Below are 16,681 nucleotides of genomic sequence, written 5' to 3' on the forward strand. Positions count from 1 at the left end.
GATAGGTGAATGCCATGAACAAAAACATACACGTCATCGTCGCCACAGGCGAGTGGCATTTAGATAATTTACGGTATAGAAGACATCGATTAGCTGAGTTCTTATTAAAGCACCCCGATACGGAAGAAGTTATATGGGTTTGTCCTACACCAGAGAAAAAAACTGGACATTGGGATAAGTTAGAGAATGGTATCATACAGTATGCTATTGGTGACCTCCACCCACACAAATTGGCTAGGTTTGGAAGATACCATGACCTTTTTAATAAAAATAAGTTGCAAAGCTTAAGAAAATATTTGGAACAAAAGCAAGATACACTTAAAAGTCTATGGTTCACATTTCCAGGGTTTCCAGCGATGATGGATATCACAAAATGGGATAAATCAATTTACGATTGTAGCGACCTTTGGGCAACTTCGATGACTGGGAAAAACAGCTTCGTTTTTCAACTACGTGCAGCAAGTATTACGCAAGCAGAGAGTAGAATCGTTCATGCCGTTGACAGTATAATGTGTACATCAGATTTTTTGAAAGAAAATATTGTGCAAAAGTATTGCCCATTAAAGGAAGTATATGTATACGAAAATGGAGTAGAGTTTGGCCTGTTCTCGGTTTCTACCGCAAAACAAAATGGTGTTTTGAACAATCATGAGCCAGTTCTTGGGTTCATTGGAGGAATTAAACCGAAATTGGACTTTCCGCTTTTGATTGAACTGATGAAACAAAAGCAAGACTGGACCTTATTGTTAGTTGGTCCTGATGGAACGAATGGAAATAGGGATTTTCAACAACTTCTATCATTACCTAATGTACAATACATAGGAAAAGTTCCGCCGGACGAAGTGCCTCTTTATATGAACAAAATTGACATAGGCTTACTTCCATATAAAGCTTCTGAATATAACCGAGCTGTGTTTCCGCTAAAATTGTTTGAATTTCTAGCGGCTGGAAAGCCAGTTGTTGGCGCTAATTTACCTTCCACAAAAAAATATGAACAAAACGGTGTGTATGAATATATAGATGGAGAGTTGCTTGAAGGCTTCGTTACGTCAATAAACGCTCTTTTAGAAGAAAAAGATAACACAGAATTAACTGATAAAAGAAAAGCGATTGCTCTAAAGCATGATTGGAACGAAATTTTCCAAACCATTTATCAGGATTTACTTAATATATAATAAAAGCAATGAAGGTGGAAAATCACACACTTCATTGCTTTTATTTTTAAGGTGAATTAGTTTGTGTATCAGCTTCTGTTGTTGAACCATCTAATGAATTACTAGTACTAGTTGTTAAAGATTTCATCCCTAAGTGACTCTGTAGTAAACTTTGCACTTCAGCAATGCCTTCTTCTGTTGGAATAAAGTAAGAAATACCACCAATATACTGATCGGATCCTTTTATGGATATACTCTCGATATTATTAGAATCAAAATCATTGTATACTCTTGTCAGTCCTAACCCGTCTGTAACACGGATGTTTGTTTCAATGTTTTGACCTAACTCGCGTGAAATGCGGTCAATCTTTAATAAATTTTGTGGAGAAATTAATTGGTCGACAGCTGCCATCATAATTTGTCTTTGACGTGCACTACGTCCGTGATCCCCACGCGGGTCTTGTTTTCTCATTCTCGCGTATGCTAACGCTTCTTCACCATCTAAATTCATATCACCTTCCGTAAAGTAAATAATCTTTTTACTTTCATCAGATTTCTCAGAAAAATTAAATGGAACCTCAACAGACACTCCACCGATAATATCAATTATATTTTTAAAACCTTCAAAATTGACCGAAACCACATAATCAATCGGAATACCTAACAATTCCTCTACGCGGTCAATTGTCATATCTTTTCCGCCATACGCATTTGCGTGGTTAATTTTCGAATAACGATCTAATGTTGGATAGTACACTCTAGTATCACGTGGAATACTCAATAATTTCATGGATTGTGTATCTGGATTTAGAGTTGCCACCATCATAGAATCTGTACGGCCATTTGAGCCACCGGATGAATAATCTTCAATACCTAAAATAAGAACAGAAAACGGATCTTTCCCCATTGTGATTTCATATTCTCTTAATTTTGATTTGTTTCCTCTATCCATCTCCGTATAAGCCTCATTCGCAGCCCTTACTGTTTCATATATAAAATAAGCTGCAACTCCGCCTACTACTAAGAAAAACGTCGTAATAAACATTATAATATTTCGTTTAAATCGTTTCTTTTTATTTGTTTTCATATGAACCCTTGAATTGTTCTTCATTTGGTCTCTCCTCTTCCAATTGAGTGAGTTTCATCAGTACTTTTTTTATTGTGTTATATAACTGTAAGCTCTTCTAAATATATTTCTTCCCCTTCAACAGTATTACTTTTCCCGTTGGTAAGTTCTATCATCCACTCTACGTACTGTTGCTTTTGTCCTTCTGCAACAAATACTTCCATTTCAACATCCGCTAAATAATGAATGTCTTTTAGCGTATACGTAGTGGAATTTCGGAGTTCATTTTCTGCTTTCCCTAAAAGTGTGTAATCAAAAGTGGTATGCATCACTCTCATTAGCTTTCTTTCCACTATACCGGTTGCTAATAAACCTTCGGACGTAGATTTTCCGTATGCGCGGATTAAGCCACCTGCGCCAAGTTTAATTCCCCCGTAATAGCGGGTAATAACTACTACTGTATCTTTTAATCCTTTTTTCTTTAGGACTTCGAGAATAGGAACACCGGCTGTGCCGCTTGGCTCACCGTCATCGTTTGCTTTTTGAATATGATCTGCTTCTCCTATTAGGTAGGCAGAACAGTTGTGAGTGGCATTCCAATGTTTCTTTTTTATTTCTTGAATGAAGCTTTGTGCTTCTTCTTCTGTTGTTGCTCTATTCACATGTGCAATAAATCTCGATTTCTGAATGACAATTTCGTGCTCGCCATAACCTTTGACGGTATAGTATTGAGCTAACAAGTTCAACTCTCCTTAAAACCAATTGTATGGTATGTGGAAAAACCATACTCTACCTATTATAAAGTTATGGGTGTCTTACTTCAATTATTAAATTGTGCCAAACAGACTAAATTCGACAGTTTTTGAAATATTTAATGTAATTGTAATGTGTGTTTACTCTTTATTTTCGTCAAAAAAGTTGATTTTAATTGGAATTAACACATAAGGCTTGCGTTCCAACCAACACGTTTCAGCAAGCAAAACATTCTTATTATTTCTAACTATATAAGTGAAATATGTTGCCGATAAAACAATTGAAGAACAAATTTCGACAAGACCGACGGAAAACTTTGTCGGCCGTGGAATAGTATAGGGAGTACGTTATTGTGTTATAGTAGGTACTATGAACCACTGTTTAAAGAAGACTTTTAAATATTCTTCTAAGAATACAGGGTCTTTTGGAGGATGACCTATGTCGCGTAAAGTTATAAACTCAAAACAATTAGATGTAATCATTGAAAAGATGGTGAATGCCGTTGAAACGAGTAAAACGGACATTTTTGAAATCGGTGAAACTTCTCGTCAAGAATTTGAGGGGTTGGAAGCAGAATTACAACATATTAAGTTGGAAATTGCGCAACTTATCCATGCTCAAGACAAACTAGAAACAAAAGTAAGGTTTGCTCGTAGTCGACTATCTGAAGTAAGTCGTCAATTTAAAACATACTCAGAAGAACAAATAAGACAAGCTTATGATCAAGCTCACGAGTTACAACTAGAATTAAACACATTGGCGCAAAAAGAACAGCAACTTAGATCGAGAAGAGATGACATCGAAAGACGTCTCATTAAATTACATGAAACAATCGAGCGCGCCGACCATTTAGTGAGCCAAATATCTGTTATTTTAAATTATGTTCAAAGTGACTTACAACAGGTTGGCGAACTCGTTGCCGACGTTGCTGAGAGAAGAGAGTTCGGCTTTAAAATAATGGAAGCACAAGAGGAAGAAAGAAGACGACTTTCTCGAGAAATTCACGATGGCCCAGCCCAAATGCTTGCCAACGTTATGATGCGCTCCGATTTAATTGAGAGAACATATCGCGAACGCGGCCCAGAGCAAGCATTAAAAGAGATTCGCGATTTAAAAACGATGGTGCGTTCTGCTCTATATGAGGTTCGTCGCATCATTTATGACCTACGACCTATGGCATTAGACGATTTAGGATTAATTCCTACATTGAAAAAATATATCGTAACAATTGAAGAATACCACGGTGGCAAGCCAAAGATTGAATTTTCGTTAATAGGGGAAGAGAAAAGATGTGAATCTAATCTAGAAGTAGCACTTTTCCGTCTCGTACAAGAGTCAGTCCAAAATGCGATCAAGCATGCGAAAGCCAAAATAATTCAAGTGAAATGTGAAATGAGAAAAGACTCTATCACGGTCTTAATTAAAGACGACGGTGTAGGATTCGACACAAACATAAAAAAAGACCAATCATTCGGTCTAATTGGGATGAAAGAGAGAATGGAATTAATAGAAGGCGAATTAAGCATCCAATCCAAAATTGGCAATGGAACACTCGTCATCATCCGCGTTCCAGTTAGATAAGCTCGCCAACGTCATTCGGCGAAAAAACACGCATACATAATAATACATAGGGAGGAAGAACAATGGAAACGACTAAGATTGTAATCATTGATGACCACCAACTTTTCCGCGAAGGTGTAAAACGCATATTAGATTTTGAAACAAACTTTAACGTAATAGCAGAAGGCGACGACGGCATCGAAGCATTAGACTTAATGGAAAAACACATGCCAGATGTAGTCATCATGGACATAAACATGCCACAAATGAACGGTGTCGAAGCAACCCAAAAGCTTGTAGAAGCATACCCAGAGGCAAAAGTCATTGTTCTATCTATCCACGATGATGAAAACTACGTAACGCACGTCCTAAAAACAGGTGCGCGCGGTTACCTTTTAAAAGACATGGATGCGGATGCACTAGTAGATGCAGTGAAAATTGTTGCAGAAGGCGGCTCTTACTTGCACCCGAAAGTAACACATAACTTAGTAAAAGAATACCGTCGTTTATCCGAAGGTATTGCTTCTGGTGGTGGTGTTGGACTAGCTTACAAACAAGTAGAAATTCGCCGACCACTACACTTATTAACTCGCCGCGAATGCGAAGTACTTCAATTACTAGCAGACGGCCAAAGCAATAAAACGATCGGTGAAACACTATACATTAGTGAAAAAACAGTTAAAAACCACGTAAGTAACATCTTACAAAAAATGAACGTAAACGACCGTACACAAGCGGTAATTGTAGCAATAAAAAATGGTTGGGTGGAAGTAAAATAACACCAACTAACATATAAGTTTTCTATGATTTAAAGTTAGCCCTGGCAAGTAATGCTGGGGTTTTTTTGTTTGTGTTGTGAGTCTTTGATAAGTTCCGAGCGATTGATTGTCTGATTGAACTCGGACGCAAACACATAACATGATGACAATCAGGCACGGCACAGGGGGTATATTTTAGCTTGACGCACGATTTTTTGGTCTAGACGCACAACTTTCGCCCTCAGGTGCACAGAAATCGTGTCTAGGCGAACAGCTTTAGCTGTTAGACGCACACAAACGGCCGTTAGCCGCACACAAAACAGTGATTTATACCATTTAATAGGTATACAAGTATATGTTATTAGATGGTTATTAGCTAAAAATAAACAAATTTTGTTCTATTTTTAGAAAAAACATCTAATTTATCTACAAATTTAATTAAATGAATAGTTTTTCTTAAAGGTAGGAGGGATAGGCCACGAATTGCCGCCAGAAAAACCATGGATCTTGCATCCTGTCCACTCATACCGTGCACTAAATCCCACACACCAATTTTTTCAAACTACTAATGAAACTTGTGTCCAATTCGTGTACAATCTATAGTAGAAGAAAGAAGACATTTACGTACAAGGAAGGATAACCAATCATGAAAACCGCGATAGTAACTGACAGTACGGCTTACATCCCAGAAGCGTTACGAAAACAGCATAACATATATATGATTCCACTAAATGTCATCTTCGGTGAAGAATCCTACCAAGAAGAAGTGGAACTTAAAGTAGAAGACTTTTATACAGAAGTAAAAAACAAACCAAACTTGCCATCTACATCCCAACCGGCAATCGGCCAATTTGTACAACTATACGAAAACCTAGGCAAAGAATACGATGCAGTCATCAGCATCCACTTATCTAGCGGCATCTCTGGAACATACCAAGGCGCAGTAGCAGCAGCCGAAATGGTCGACAACATCAAAGTGTACCCATTCGACTCGGAAATCAGCGCGATGATCCAAGGCTTCTTCGTACTTGAAGCAGCTGAAATGGCCAAAGAAGGCAAATCACCGGAAGAAATCATGGCCCGCATGGAAGAAATCAAGCTAACAAAACGTGCCTACTTCATGGTGGACGACCTATCACACCTACAACGCGGCGGTCGCCTAAGCAGTGCTCAAGCAATCGTTGGAAGCCTTCTACAAGTGAAACCACTACTTCACTTCGTAGACAAAAAAATCGTGCCATTCGAAAAAATACGCACACGCAAAAAAGCAATCAAACGAGTTTTTGAACTGTTCGAAGAAGACGCAGACAAACAAAAACCAATGCGAGCTGTAATCATCCACGCCAACCGCGAAGAAGAAGTACAAGCATACAAAACAGAACTAGAAGCAAAATACCCACACGTAGAATTTTTCATCAGCTACTTCGGCCCCGTAATCGGCACTCACCTAGGTGAAGGCGCAATCGGCCTTGGCTGGTACACAAAATAACATCCGAGATGCTAGCCACCATACTAGCATCTCTTCTTTAAAAAGGAGGAATCATTTTTGCGTGAAACATGGCAATTTTTCCACAAACACATAAACGTTTCAACACCACCACTCAACCCAAACTTCACCTACTCCCAAGACCTAAAACATTTTCTCTTGAGAAAACGCCTACCCGTAGAGGAACTGAATTTCCCAACGGAGCTCCTACGCGCTCATTACCGAAATGGCCACCTCTCACTGCACCAACCTATCATTAAGAAGCAGAATAAGCCATACTGCCCACGTTGTAGTAACAACGACCTACACCTATTCGGCTCCTATCATTGCGCACGATGCAACAAACTTTGCACCTATTGTCGAAACTGCATCATGATGGGGCGAGTTAGTGAATGCTCACCACTCGTTTCGTGGAACGGACCCGACGATACAAAACAACCAACTTCCGACAAACTTCTTCACTGGACTGGCACACTTTCTTCCTTCCAACAACGTGCCGCAACCGAAGTTATTCGAACGGTCGAACAGCAAGACGAGCTTCTAGTTTGGGCAGTTTGTGGCGCTGGCAAAACAGAAGTACTTTTTCCTGGCATCGAAAGAGCCCTTCAGCTTGGCCACAAAGTGTGTATCGCGACTCCACGAACAGACGTCGTACTCGAACTCTCACCACGAATCAAGCAAGCATTCCCAACGATTGAAGTTGCCACTTTATACGGCGGAAGCGAAGACCGAAAGAAAATTTCGTGCGACATTACCATTTCTACGACACACCAACTACTTAGGTACTACAACGCATTCGACACCATCATAATCGACGAGGTCGACGCCTTTCCTTACTCATATGACAAAAGTTTGCAACACGCTGTTCAAGAAGCACGAAAAGATAAAAGTGCGATCATCTATTTATCAGCGACTCCTTCCAAATCGATGCAAAAACTAGTCCACACGAAAAAACTAAACGCAATCAAAATTCCACAACGCTACCACGGCCACCCTTTACCAGTCCCGCGTTTCGAGTGGTGTGGCAACTGGAGTAAGAAGTTAGAAAAAGGAAAGTTACCTAAACCAATTTTGAAATGGATACAAGCTCAACAAACACAAACTTTTATTTTTGTTCCGAGGATCGAGCATATTGAAAAGGTTTTGGCGATTTTAGAGGATTCCAACGTAGCTGGAGTTCATGCAGAGGACCCTGAAAGAAAAGGAAAAGTAGCGAAGTTTCGAAAAGGAGAAGTACAGATGTTAGTGACAACGACGATTCTTGAACGTGGAGTGACTGTACCGAACGTCCGAGTGGCTGTGCTCGGTGCGGATGACCACATTTTTACAGAAAGTGCGTTAGTACAAATAGCTGGGCGGGTAGGGAGAAGTGCTTCGTACCCAATTGGAGATGTTACATTTTTTCATTATGGAAAAACAAAAGAGATGGTGGCAGCACGACATCATATTGTGAAAATGAATGAAGAGGCAAGGAGGTTGGCGGAACGTGAGTCGATGTCTCATATGTGATCAAGCGACGGATGCGAAGTTCGGGTGGACAGCACTTTTTCAGTTAGAAAAGGAAAAACGGGTATGTGATAAGTGTGAGGAGCGGTTTGAAAAAATTACTGGTCAAACATGCAGAGTTTGTTTTAGACCAGGAAGTGGTTTGTGTGAGGATTGTGTGAGGTGGGAGGAGCACAAGTTGCAAGCGACGTTGACACGAAATGTTTCGTTATATCGGTACAATGACTTTATGAAAGAAGTGTTAGCTCGGTATAAGTTCCGTGGCGATGTAGTATTGGCGGAAGTTTTCCAACAGGAAATGAAGAGGCTGTTTCATCATTATTATGAAAAGCAGAATCCCCTAATTGTTCCTATACCACTAAGTGAGGAGCGGTTGTTTGAGAGAGGTTTTAATCAGGCAGAATTACTTTTTGGTGGTAAGGTCGCTTATGCACTTAAACGAAATGCATCGGAAAAACAGTCGAAAAAATCGAGACAGGAGCGTTTACAGTCAGCGAATGTTTTTCAGTTAAATGGGGATGTGAAAGGGGAATCGATTGTGCTTATTGATGACATATACACAACCGGGATGACGCTACGGATGGCGGCGAAAGTTTTGAAAAACGGTGGAGCAAAGGAAGTAAACAGCCTTACATTGATTCGGAGTTAAACATTGTTTGCCCTATGCCGATATTAATAGTAGATATTTACGTGAGAGGGGTATCATCATGAGCAATGTTGAAAATTGCCCGAATTGTGGAGCTATATTTGTAAAAAATGCATTTCGTGAAGTTTGTACAGAGTGTGCAAAAGCGGAAGAAAAGATTTTTGATGAAGTGTATAAATTTATTCGCAAGCGTGCCAATCGGACGGCGACGATGGAGCAAGTGGTCGAGGCGACTGGCGCTACGGAGAGTCTTCTAGTAAAATTTATTAAAAAGGGTCGAATTTCTCTGGCGCAATTTCCAAACCTCGGGTATCCTTGTGACCGATGCGGCGAGTTTACACGTACCGGTAGATTGTGCGTAAACTGTAGCAGTGTAATTCAAACAGACCTTGCACAAGCAGAGCGTGAAGATGATCGAAAGAAAGAAGCGTTGAGAGCTTCCAAAACGTACTACGCAGTCGACCGCGCAAAAGGAAATTGGGAGAAATAATAAACATTTTTATAAAACTACCGATAAACGATATAGATATGTTGAATCGAAAAGAGGGATCTTATGAAAATAAATAATATCGGACAGATGGGAGTTAACCCATACCGAAAACAAATGGAAAAGCCTGTCCAACAATCAAACACAGGGCCAAAAAGTGACAAAGTAGAAATCTCATCCGAAGCGAAAGGACTACAAGAAACGTCACAATTCCAAGAAGCCCGCACTGAAAAAGTAGCCCAACTAAAAATCGCAGTCCAAAACGGCACATATCAAGTGGATGTAAAACAAGTAGCAGCTAAAATGACTGATTACTATTTCGGTAAATAATTTTTAAGAGTTAGGGATGTTGTGGTGCGTTTTAGTAACACATTTTAATTACTAACCAATATTAAGTTGATTTTCACTGCAGGTGCGAGACTCCTCGAAAATGCTACCGCATTTTCTTCGTGCGATGCATCGCTCCGGAGCCTTCCTTGTCCTGCGGGAGAAGCGGGGAGCGGGAGACCCCACAGGCGCTTGCGCCGAGGAGGCTCCCGGCCCGCCCGCGGAAAGCGAGTATCTGCAGCGCAAATCAACCATTTAAAACCGTATCTATATAAATTTTCAACTGATGAAAGTGAGGTTAATCATGTCTATACAAAACATCACCATACTACTAGAAAAAATACTCACGCTTCATCAACGATTGCTCGAACAAGCAGTTACCAAAGCAGAACTAATCAAATCTGGCAACCCAGACGAACTACAATCACTGCTCAAAGAAGAACAAAAGCTTGTACAAGCCATTGGTCAACTAGAAACAGAACGCCTAAAACTTATGCCAAACGCAGACGGCACCATCACTACTTTAATAGAGAGCACAAGCGGCTCTAATACAAATAAATTAGCACAACTAAAAGACGAACTAACTTCAATCGTCCTACAACTAAAAGAACAAAACGAACTAAACCAACAACTTTTACAGCAATCTCTCCAGTTCATTAATGTAACGATGAACGCACTGCAAGGTCCAGAAACACAAGTAACGTACGACAAGCCAACAGCTAAAAAAGCACCAACCACATCATCGCGTTCAATTTTTGATTCAAAAGCTTAGGAGGAAACAATATGAGTTCAACGTTTCACGGTTTGGAAGTAGCCAGAAGAGGACTAACAACACAACAGACGGCCTTAAAAGTAACAGGCCATAATATCGCCAATGCTAACACACCAGGGTTCTCGCGCCAACGTGTAAACTTTGTGCAAACAGAACCATATCCTCCAGCTTCGATGAACCGCCCGCAAATTCCAGGGCAACTTGGAACTGGTGTACAAGCTGGTAGCATTCAACGTGTGCGTGAAAGTTTCCTAGATATTCAATTTCGTGGGGAAAATAACAAAGTAGGATATTGGAACGCGCGTGCAGATGCATTAGGAAAAATGGAAGAGATTATGAATGAGCCATCGAGTACTGGTCTAGCGGCTACACTTGATCAATTTTGGGCGGCATTTCAAGATTTAGCTGTAAACCCGACAAACACTGGAGCACGTTCGGTTGTGCGTCAGCGCGGAATTGCAGTGGCAGAAACATTTAACTACTTATCCACATCCATTTCAGCTGTTCAACAAGATTTGAAAAATGAAATGGACGTAACATTAAAACAAGTAAATTCGATTACACAACAAATTAATCGTATCAATAAACAAATTGGGGAAACAGAAGTTCATGGCTATTTACCGAACGATCTGTATGACGAACGTGATCGCTTAATCGATGATCTTTCTAAGATTGTTAATATAAAAGTTACGCTTGTTGGTAGCGGCGGTAATTCGATGAGTATGGCAGAAGGTAAATTTTCTATTGACCTAGTTGATGAGACTGGTAGAAAAATAGGAAACTTAGTAGATGCAAACCGTCTTGTGAGTAACCAATTAAAATTAGATTATGACCAGCAAACTGGTTTAGTGAGTGACTTTATCATTGGTGACATGAAAAATGATATTCGTGCGTTACACTCTTCTGGTAAGTTAAAAGGATTAGTGGAAGCATATGGATATATGGAAGGTTCTGTGGCGAAAGGAATTTATCCAGAAATGTTAAGCCACTTGGACACGTTGGCATATGATTTTGCGATGGAATTAAATCGTGTACATGAATCTGGATGGAGCACATCTAGTATTCAAAATGGTACTCATACAGCCTTTTCCTTTTTTGAATTTACAAACTTGAATGTTTCGGCTGACAATAAACAAAACGCAGCGAAGTTTTTAACGATTAGCGGAGATATTCGCAACTCTTTAGATAATATCGCAGCTTCTTCTTATAACGGCGGAGCGATTGTACAAGGGGATTTTCAAGGTTATAACGGAGTATCAAACTTAACGATATCCTTACAATCAACAAATGAAGGTTCTTATATATACAAGCTTTATGATACGAGTACAGCTCCAAGGCAAGAGGTGCAAGCTTCTGGTGAGTTTGCTAGTTTACAAGAATTAGCGACTGCTTTAGAAGATGAATTTGGAGGAACGGTTTCCTTCAATTTAGATAGAGTGTTATCGTCTGAAGTGACAATCGGAAGGTCTATCAACATCCATTTTGAACAAGTAGGAAATGTTGGTGGCCGATTAGGGGACGGTACAAACGCTGTGGCGTTAGCGGATGTAAAAACTCGTTCTTTAGCTATTAACGGTGTTACAACAACGTTCCAAGATTATTACGAAAGTGTAATTGGTGGAATGGCAGTTGATGCACAAGAAGCGAATCGACTTTCTTACAATAGTGAAACGTTGAAGCTAGCTGTTGACCAACGACGCCAGTCCGTAAGTGCGGTATCGTTAGATGAAGAAATGACCAATATGATTCAGTTCCAACATGCGTACAATGCTTCGGCTCGTATGATTACGTTAACGGATGAATTGTTAGATAGAATAATAAATGGCATGGGCTTAGCCGGAAGGTAGGTGTAAACAATGCGCGTAACACAAAGTATGTTAGCACAAAACTCATTACGACATTTAAACAATAACTATAACAAGATGGGCAAAATTCAAGACCAGCTTGCCACTGGTAAAAAAATTACGAAGCCATCTGACGACCCAGTTGTCGCAATGAAAGGGATGTACTACCGTACAAACCTGAATGAGATTCAACAGTATAAGCGAAACTTGAGTGAAGTGTATGCTTGGATGGAGAACTCGGAAGCGGCGATTGAGCATGTCGGTTCTGCGATGCACAGGGCGCGTGAGTTGATGGTGCAAGGGATGAATGACACGATGACACCAGAGGATCGCAAGTCGATTGCACTGGAGATTGGTCAAATAAAAGAAGACTTTGCGCAAGTAGCCAATACGCAAGTAGCTGGGAGATATATTTTCAATGGAACTAGAATAGATCAACCTCGTGTTGGCGATGCATCAGATCCTTCTTCTGTTAGCACAGAAAATAGTCCATTTGTTGTAGAGGTATCACGTGGGATTAAACTCCAGTCAAATATTAATGTAGAAAATGTATTTAGCCAAGAGATGTTCCAATTATGGAATGATATTGAGAATGCACTGAAAGAAAATGACGGTGCAAAGGTTGGTGAACTTTTAGGTGCGTTCGATAAAAAAGCCGAGGTTGTTCAAGCAGAACGTTCTGAATTAGGTGCTCGGTACAATCGTTTAGAAATGATTGATAACCGTATTAATCACCAAGAAGTTGTAGCTACTCGAATTCTTTCTGATAACGAAGATGTAGACATTGAACGTGTAATCACAGATTTAAAAACAGAAGAAAGTGTGTTACGTGCATCACTAGCGGCGAGTGCGCGGATTATACAGCCTTCTTTAATGGATTTCTTGAGATAGATGGTTAGGCGTTAGGTGTTAGGTGTTAGATGTTAGGAAAACCTTGGTGTACTAGTTATATGGGGTTTTCCTTTTTTTCTTTTAGGAGTTAGGCGTTAGCTATTAGGTGTTAGGAAAGCCAGGTGAAGCCAAGATATGTGATTCCTTTCTCTTAATAAACAGCTATAAACTAATAAAACTAACACCAATAACCCCCCCCCCTAACCAACTAACACCTAACGCCTAACCAACCAAAAGAGGTGATTATCTTGAACATACCGCAACTGCGAATAAATCAAACAAATGTACAGATAGGATTGAATATCCGTCAGCCTGTGCAGGAGATTAAACAGCCGCAAGCAGAAATGACAATTAGACAACCTGAAGCGGATATGAACTTTAATAAGCGACCACCACGCTTAACGATTAACCAGACGAAAGCATTAGCGGATGTTGGGATAAAGTCTGCTGGTATGGTAGTGAGGGAAGCAGCACAAAAAGGATATGGCACATGGTCACAAGGCATGTCGCGTGTAGCTCGAGATGGGGATGAACTGATGCGAATTGAGCATGGAGGAAATCGTATGCCTTCCCAGGCGAAGCGTAACGGTGAGCCTGCTGCCAAGGAGTTTAATGTAGGTTGGATTCCATCTCACTTCAGTGTGGGTATTGATTATGATCCAGGTGATTTAGATATACAGGTAAAGGTGAATAAGCCGATTATTGATGTGAGGCCTAATAAGCCAATTCATAACTATACACCAGGTTCTACGGATGTTTTTATCGCACAGGAGCCTACGATTGATATTAGATTTATAGATGTTAGGGGTTAGCTACTAGTTGTTAGTCATTAGGAAGAAAAAATAAAAAGGTGTGATCCTATGAAAATAAATACGAAATACCACGGAGAACTTGAAATAATGGAGCAAGATTTAGTGGAGTTTCCGAAAGGAATTCCTGGTTTTCTTGAAGAGAAAAAATTTGTTTTAGTACCTTTTTCGGAAGATGGAATGTTTCAAATATTGCAATCGGTGAAGACGGAGGTTCTTGCGTTTGTTGTGACGAATCCGTTTTTGTTTATACAAGATTATGATTTTAAGTTGGAACAGTCTACGGTTGAGTTGTTAGAGATTGAGAATCGAGAAGACGTACTAACGTATGTCATCTTGACGGTGCACGAACAGTTCCAAGAAACGACTGCTAACTTACAAGGACCAATCGTTATAAATGTAAACAAGAGAATTGGCAAGCAAGTTATTTTAACTGGTACAAGTTATGAAACGAAACATAAACTATTCGCGCAACTACAACCTACGGAATAGAGAGGAGGCGCAGCAATGTTAGTGTTAAGTCGGAAAATAAACGAAGCCATCCAAATCGGCGACGATATCGAAATAAAAGTCATAAGCATAAGCGGTGATCAAGTTAAATTAGGAATTGAAGCGCCAAACAATATAGACATTCATCGTAAAGAGATTTACCTCTCTATCCAACATGAAAACAATGCAGCGGCACAATCAAAAGTAGATATACTTAAGAGCCTGTCCTCATTACTAAAGAAATAATCCCTCTAAGCTATTAGGTGTTAGTAGTTATCTACTAGCACTTCGACAAAATCTACACCTAATAGCTAACCAACTGAGTCCTTTTCATAAAGTATGATTACTATACGAAAAACGAGTTAAAAGGCTCTATCTACTGTGAAAACACACACAAAACGAACGCCCTATATTTTTTAGAGAATATAATTCGTTTTTCACTAAACGAACCGTAATTATGAAATTGATTCTACTAGCCCCTTAAAACAAAATAAACGATAAATTTACAAATTATTTTCTAAACCTACTAAACCTTCTCAACCAAATACCGATATAAAAAGTGTAAAACAAGCAAATTCCAAAGGCGGCCGACTTTCGAACTACTTGTCAAATCAAAAACCGATTACACAAGGACGTGAAATCGGCAAATTTCAAGGAGGAAAATCAAATGATTATCAACAACAATATCCCTGCGTTAAACACTTATCGTCAGATGGGTACTAACCAAAAAGCAGGACAAAATGCAATGGAGAAATTAGCTTCAGGTCTTCGTATTAACAAAGCTGGAGATGATGCAGCAGGTCTAGCAATCTCTGAAAAAATGCGTGGGCAAATTCGTGGTTTAGACCAAGCTTCTCGTAATGCGCAAGATGGTATTTCAATGATTCAGACTGCTGAGGGTGCTTTAAATGAAACACATTCGATTCTTCAACGTATGCGTGAACTTTCTGTTCAAGCAGCGAATGATACTTTAGAGCCAGAAGATAGAGATGCAATTGCAACAGAGATTGGACAGTTAGCTGATGAAATTGATAGAATTTCTGATACAACTCAATTTAACAGTAAGCAGCTACTTGGTGGAAACTTAGGGGTTAGTCGTTCAGGAGGTTCACTAGATTCAACAGTAGTAGGTTTATCATCATTAAGTGATATTTCTGTAGCAGGTGCTAAAGCAAATACTACTTACACTATCACTGAGGCAGCGGGTGATATTACTTTAGCAGATGGTGCTGGTAATACACAGACTATTAGCAAGACAGGCTTTAATGCGGGAGATACATTCAACTTTGATTCTATGGGAGTTTCTATTAAAACAGATTCTGCATATGCTGCTGGCGGAACTGCGTTTACTGGTTTGACTGTACAAACAGGTGCAGCAACAGGAGCTACATTCCAAATCGGTGCAAACGAAAACCAAAATCTTTCAATTACAATCAGTGATATGAGTGCAAGTGGTTTAGGTGTAGATGGTCTGCAAGTAGATTCTCACGCAAATGCAAAACAAGCTATTACAACTATTGACGCTGCTATTAAGGATGTGTCTGAACAAAGATCTAATCTTGGGGCTTGGCAAAATCGTTTAGATCATACTATTAATAACTTGAACACGTCTGCTGAGAACTTACAAGCAGCTGAATCACGTATCCGTGACGTAGACATGGCTCGTGAAGTAATGGAAATGACGAAGAACAACATTCTTTCTCAAGCTTCTCAAGCAATGCTTGCACAAGCTAACCAAGCTCCACAAGCTGTACTTCAGTTATTAGGATAAGATTAGTTGGTTAGTAGATAGTTGGTTTGTTGGTTAGGAAAACCACAAAAACATAAAACAGAGAGGCTCTAGTTATGCTAGGGTCTCTTTTTGATATAATTAAAAGTTGAGTAAAAGCGTTAACTTAAACGAATTCTAGTGCCAGTCACCCGGTAAGTTAATAGATAAAAGTGCCTAAGAATTTTGATCATTTGTTGTGGTTTATTTAATAATTGATTATTTCAAATGTCCCTTAACTTTGATATCCTATAATTGAATTAATTTCATAATTAAGGTTCGTTTAGTGAAAAACGATTTTTTAGTTCATTATTATTAGATACGTTCGTTATATCATGGTATTTATAAAAGGGTATATGTTTTAA

The 16,681-nt window shown here is 39.5% G+C and carries 17 protein-coding genes; 15 read left to right on the top strand and 2 right to left on the bottom strand.

Features of this window, described 5'->3' with window-relative positions:
• Positions 1–14: 14 nt before the first annotated feature.
• Positions 15–1,175, top strand: coding sequence for a glycosyltransferase (locus tag CDZ92_RS18050; protein ID WP_096156588.1), 1,161 nt, complete (start codon positions 15–17; stop codon positions 1,173–1,175).
• A 46-nt stretch (positions 1,176–1,221) separates the two neighbouring features.
• Here CDZ92_RS18050 and CDZ92_RS18055 read toward each other — a convergent pair whose 3' ends face one another.
• Both CDZ92_RS18055 and CDZ92_RS18060 read right to left on the bottom strand, forming a co-directional pair.
• Entirely contained in the window at positions 1,222–2,265 is a 1,044-nt protein-coding gene (locus CDZ92_RS18055) for an LCP family protein (protein ID WP_096156589.1), read from the bottom strand.
• Between the two features lie 53 nt (positions 2,266–2,318).
• Positions 2,319–2,960, bottom strand: coding sequence for a YigZ family protein (locus CDZ92_RS18060; RefSeq protein ID WP_096156590.1), 642 nt, complete (start codon positions 2,958–2,960; stop codon positions 2,319–2,321).
• A gap of 451 nt (positions 2,961–3,411) precedes the next feature.
• Between CDZ92_RS18060 and CDZ92_RS18065 the strand changes: the two genes are divergently transcribed.
• The 14 genes from CDZ92_RS18065 to CDZ92_RS18130 all read left to right on the top strand — a co-directional run bounded on the left by CDZ92_RS18065 (position 3,412) and on the right by CDZ92_RS18130 (position 16,319).
• On the top strand, positions 3,412–4,554 hold the full coding sequence (locus CDZ92_RS18065) for a sensor histidine kinase (protein ID WP_096156591.1): 1,143 nt from the start codon (positions 3,412–3,414) through the stop codon (positions 4,552–4,554).
• A 62-nt stretch (positions 4,555–4,616) separates the two neighbouring features.
• Positions 4,617–5,312, top strand: coding sequence for a response regulator (locus tag CDZ92_RS18070; protein WP_096156592.1), 696 nt, complete (start codon positions 4,617–4,619; stop codon positions 5,310–5,312).
• 625 nt (positions 5,313–5,937) lie between these two features.
• Positions 5,938–6,780 (top strand): DegV family protein, encoded by an 843-nt coding sequence (locus CDZ92_RS18075; RefSeq protein ID WP_096156593.1) that lies wholly within the window; start codon positions 5,938–5,940, stop codon positions 6,778–6,780.
• 57 nt (positions 6,781–6,837) lie between these two features.
• Positions 6,838–8,286 carry a DEAD/DEAH box helicase gene (locus CDZ92_RS18080; protein WP_096156594.1) on the top strand — a complete coding sequence of 483 codons (1,449 nt, stop codon included), beginning with the start codon at positions 6,838–6,840 and terminating at the stop codon, positions 8,284–8,286.
• Positions 8,287–8,461: 175 nt separating this feature from the next.
• Positions 8,462–8,932 (top strand): ComF family protein, encoded by a 471-nt coding sequence (locus CDZ92_RS18085; protein ID WP_255249841.1) that lies wholly within the window; start codon positions 8,462–8,464, stop codon positions 8,930–8,932.
• A gap of 58 nt (positions 8,933–8,990) precedes the next feature.
• Positions 8,991–9,419, top strand: a complete 429-nt coding sequence (locus tag CDZ92_RS18090) for a TIGR03826 family flagellar region protein (protein WP_096156596.1) — start codon at positions 8,991–8,993, stop codon at positions 9,417–9,419.
• A 63-nt stretch (positions 9,420–9,482) separates the two neighbouring features.
• Positions 9,483–9,746, top strand: a complete 264-nt coding sequence (flgM, locus tag CDZ92_RS18095; RefSeq protein WP_096156597.1) for a flagellar biosynthesis anti-sigma factor FlgM — start codon at positions 9,483–9,485, stop codon at positions 9,744–9,746.
• A 301-nt stretch (positions 9,747–10,047) separates the two neighbouring features.
• A complete protein-coding gene (locus CDZ92_RS18100) occupies positions 10,048–10,515 on the top strand; it encodes a flagellar protein FlgN (RefSeq protein WP_176483813.1) in 468 nt (155 codons plus the stop codon).
• An 11-nt stretch (positions 10,516–10,526) separates the two neighbouring features.
• Positions 10,527–12,362, top strand: coding sequence for a flagellar hook-associated protein FlgK (flgK, locus tag CDZ92_RS18105; protein WP_096156599.1), 1,836 nt, complete (start codon positions 10,527–10,529; stop codon positions 12,360–12,362).
• Between the two features lie 9 nt (positions 12,363–12,371).
• The gene (flgL, locus tag CDZ92_RS18110; protein ID WP_096156600.1) at positions 12,372–13,250 is read left to right on the top strand and encodes a flagellar hook-associated protein FlgL; all 879 of its coding nucleotides are present in this window, start codon (positions 12,372–12,374) and stop codon (positions 13,248–13,250) included.
• Between the two features lie 248 nt (positions 13,251–13,498).
• Positions 13,499–14,062, top strand: a complete 564-nt coding sequence (locus tag CDZ92_RS18115) for a DUF6470 family protein (protein WP_096156601.1) — start codon at positions 13,499–13,501, stop codon at positions 14,060–14,062.
• 48 nt (positions 14,063–14,110) lie between these two features.
• A complete protein-coding gene (gene fliW / locus CDZ92_RS18120; RefSeq protein ID WP_096156602.1) occupies positions 14,111–14,551 on the top strand; it encodes a flagellar assembly protein FliW in 441 nt (146 codons plus the stop codon).
• A gap of 15 nt (positions 14,552–14,566) precedes the next feature.
• Positions 14,567–14,794 carry a carbon storage regulator CsrA gene (gene csrA, locus CDZ92_RS18125; RefSeq protein ID WP_096156603.1) on the top strand — a complete coding sequence of 76 codons (228 nt, stop codon included), beginning with the start codon at positions 14,567–14,569 and terminating at the stop codon, positions 14,792–14,794.
• Positions 14,795–15,215: 421 nt separating this feature from the next.
• Complete coding sequence (locus CDZ92_RS18130) at positions 15,216–16,319, top strand: flagellin N-terminal helical domain-containing protein (protein ID WP_096156604.1); 1,104 nt, start codon at positions 15,216–15,218, stop codon at positions 16,317–16,319.
• Positions 16,320–16,681 lie beyond the last annotated feature (362 nt).

The sequence above is a fragment of the Bacillus sp. FJAT-45066 genome (assembly GCF_002335755.1).
Classification (GTDB): Bacteria; Bacillota; Bacilli; order Bacillales; family Bacillaceae_I; genus Bacillus_CD; species Bacillus_CD alkalisoli.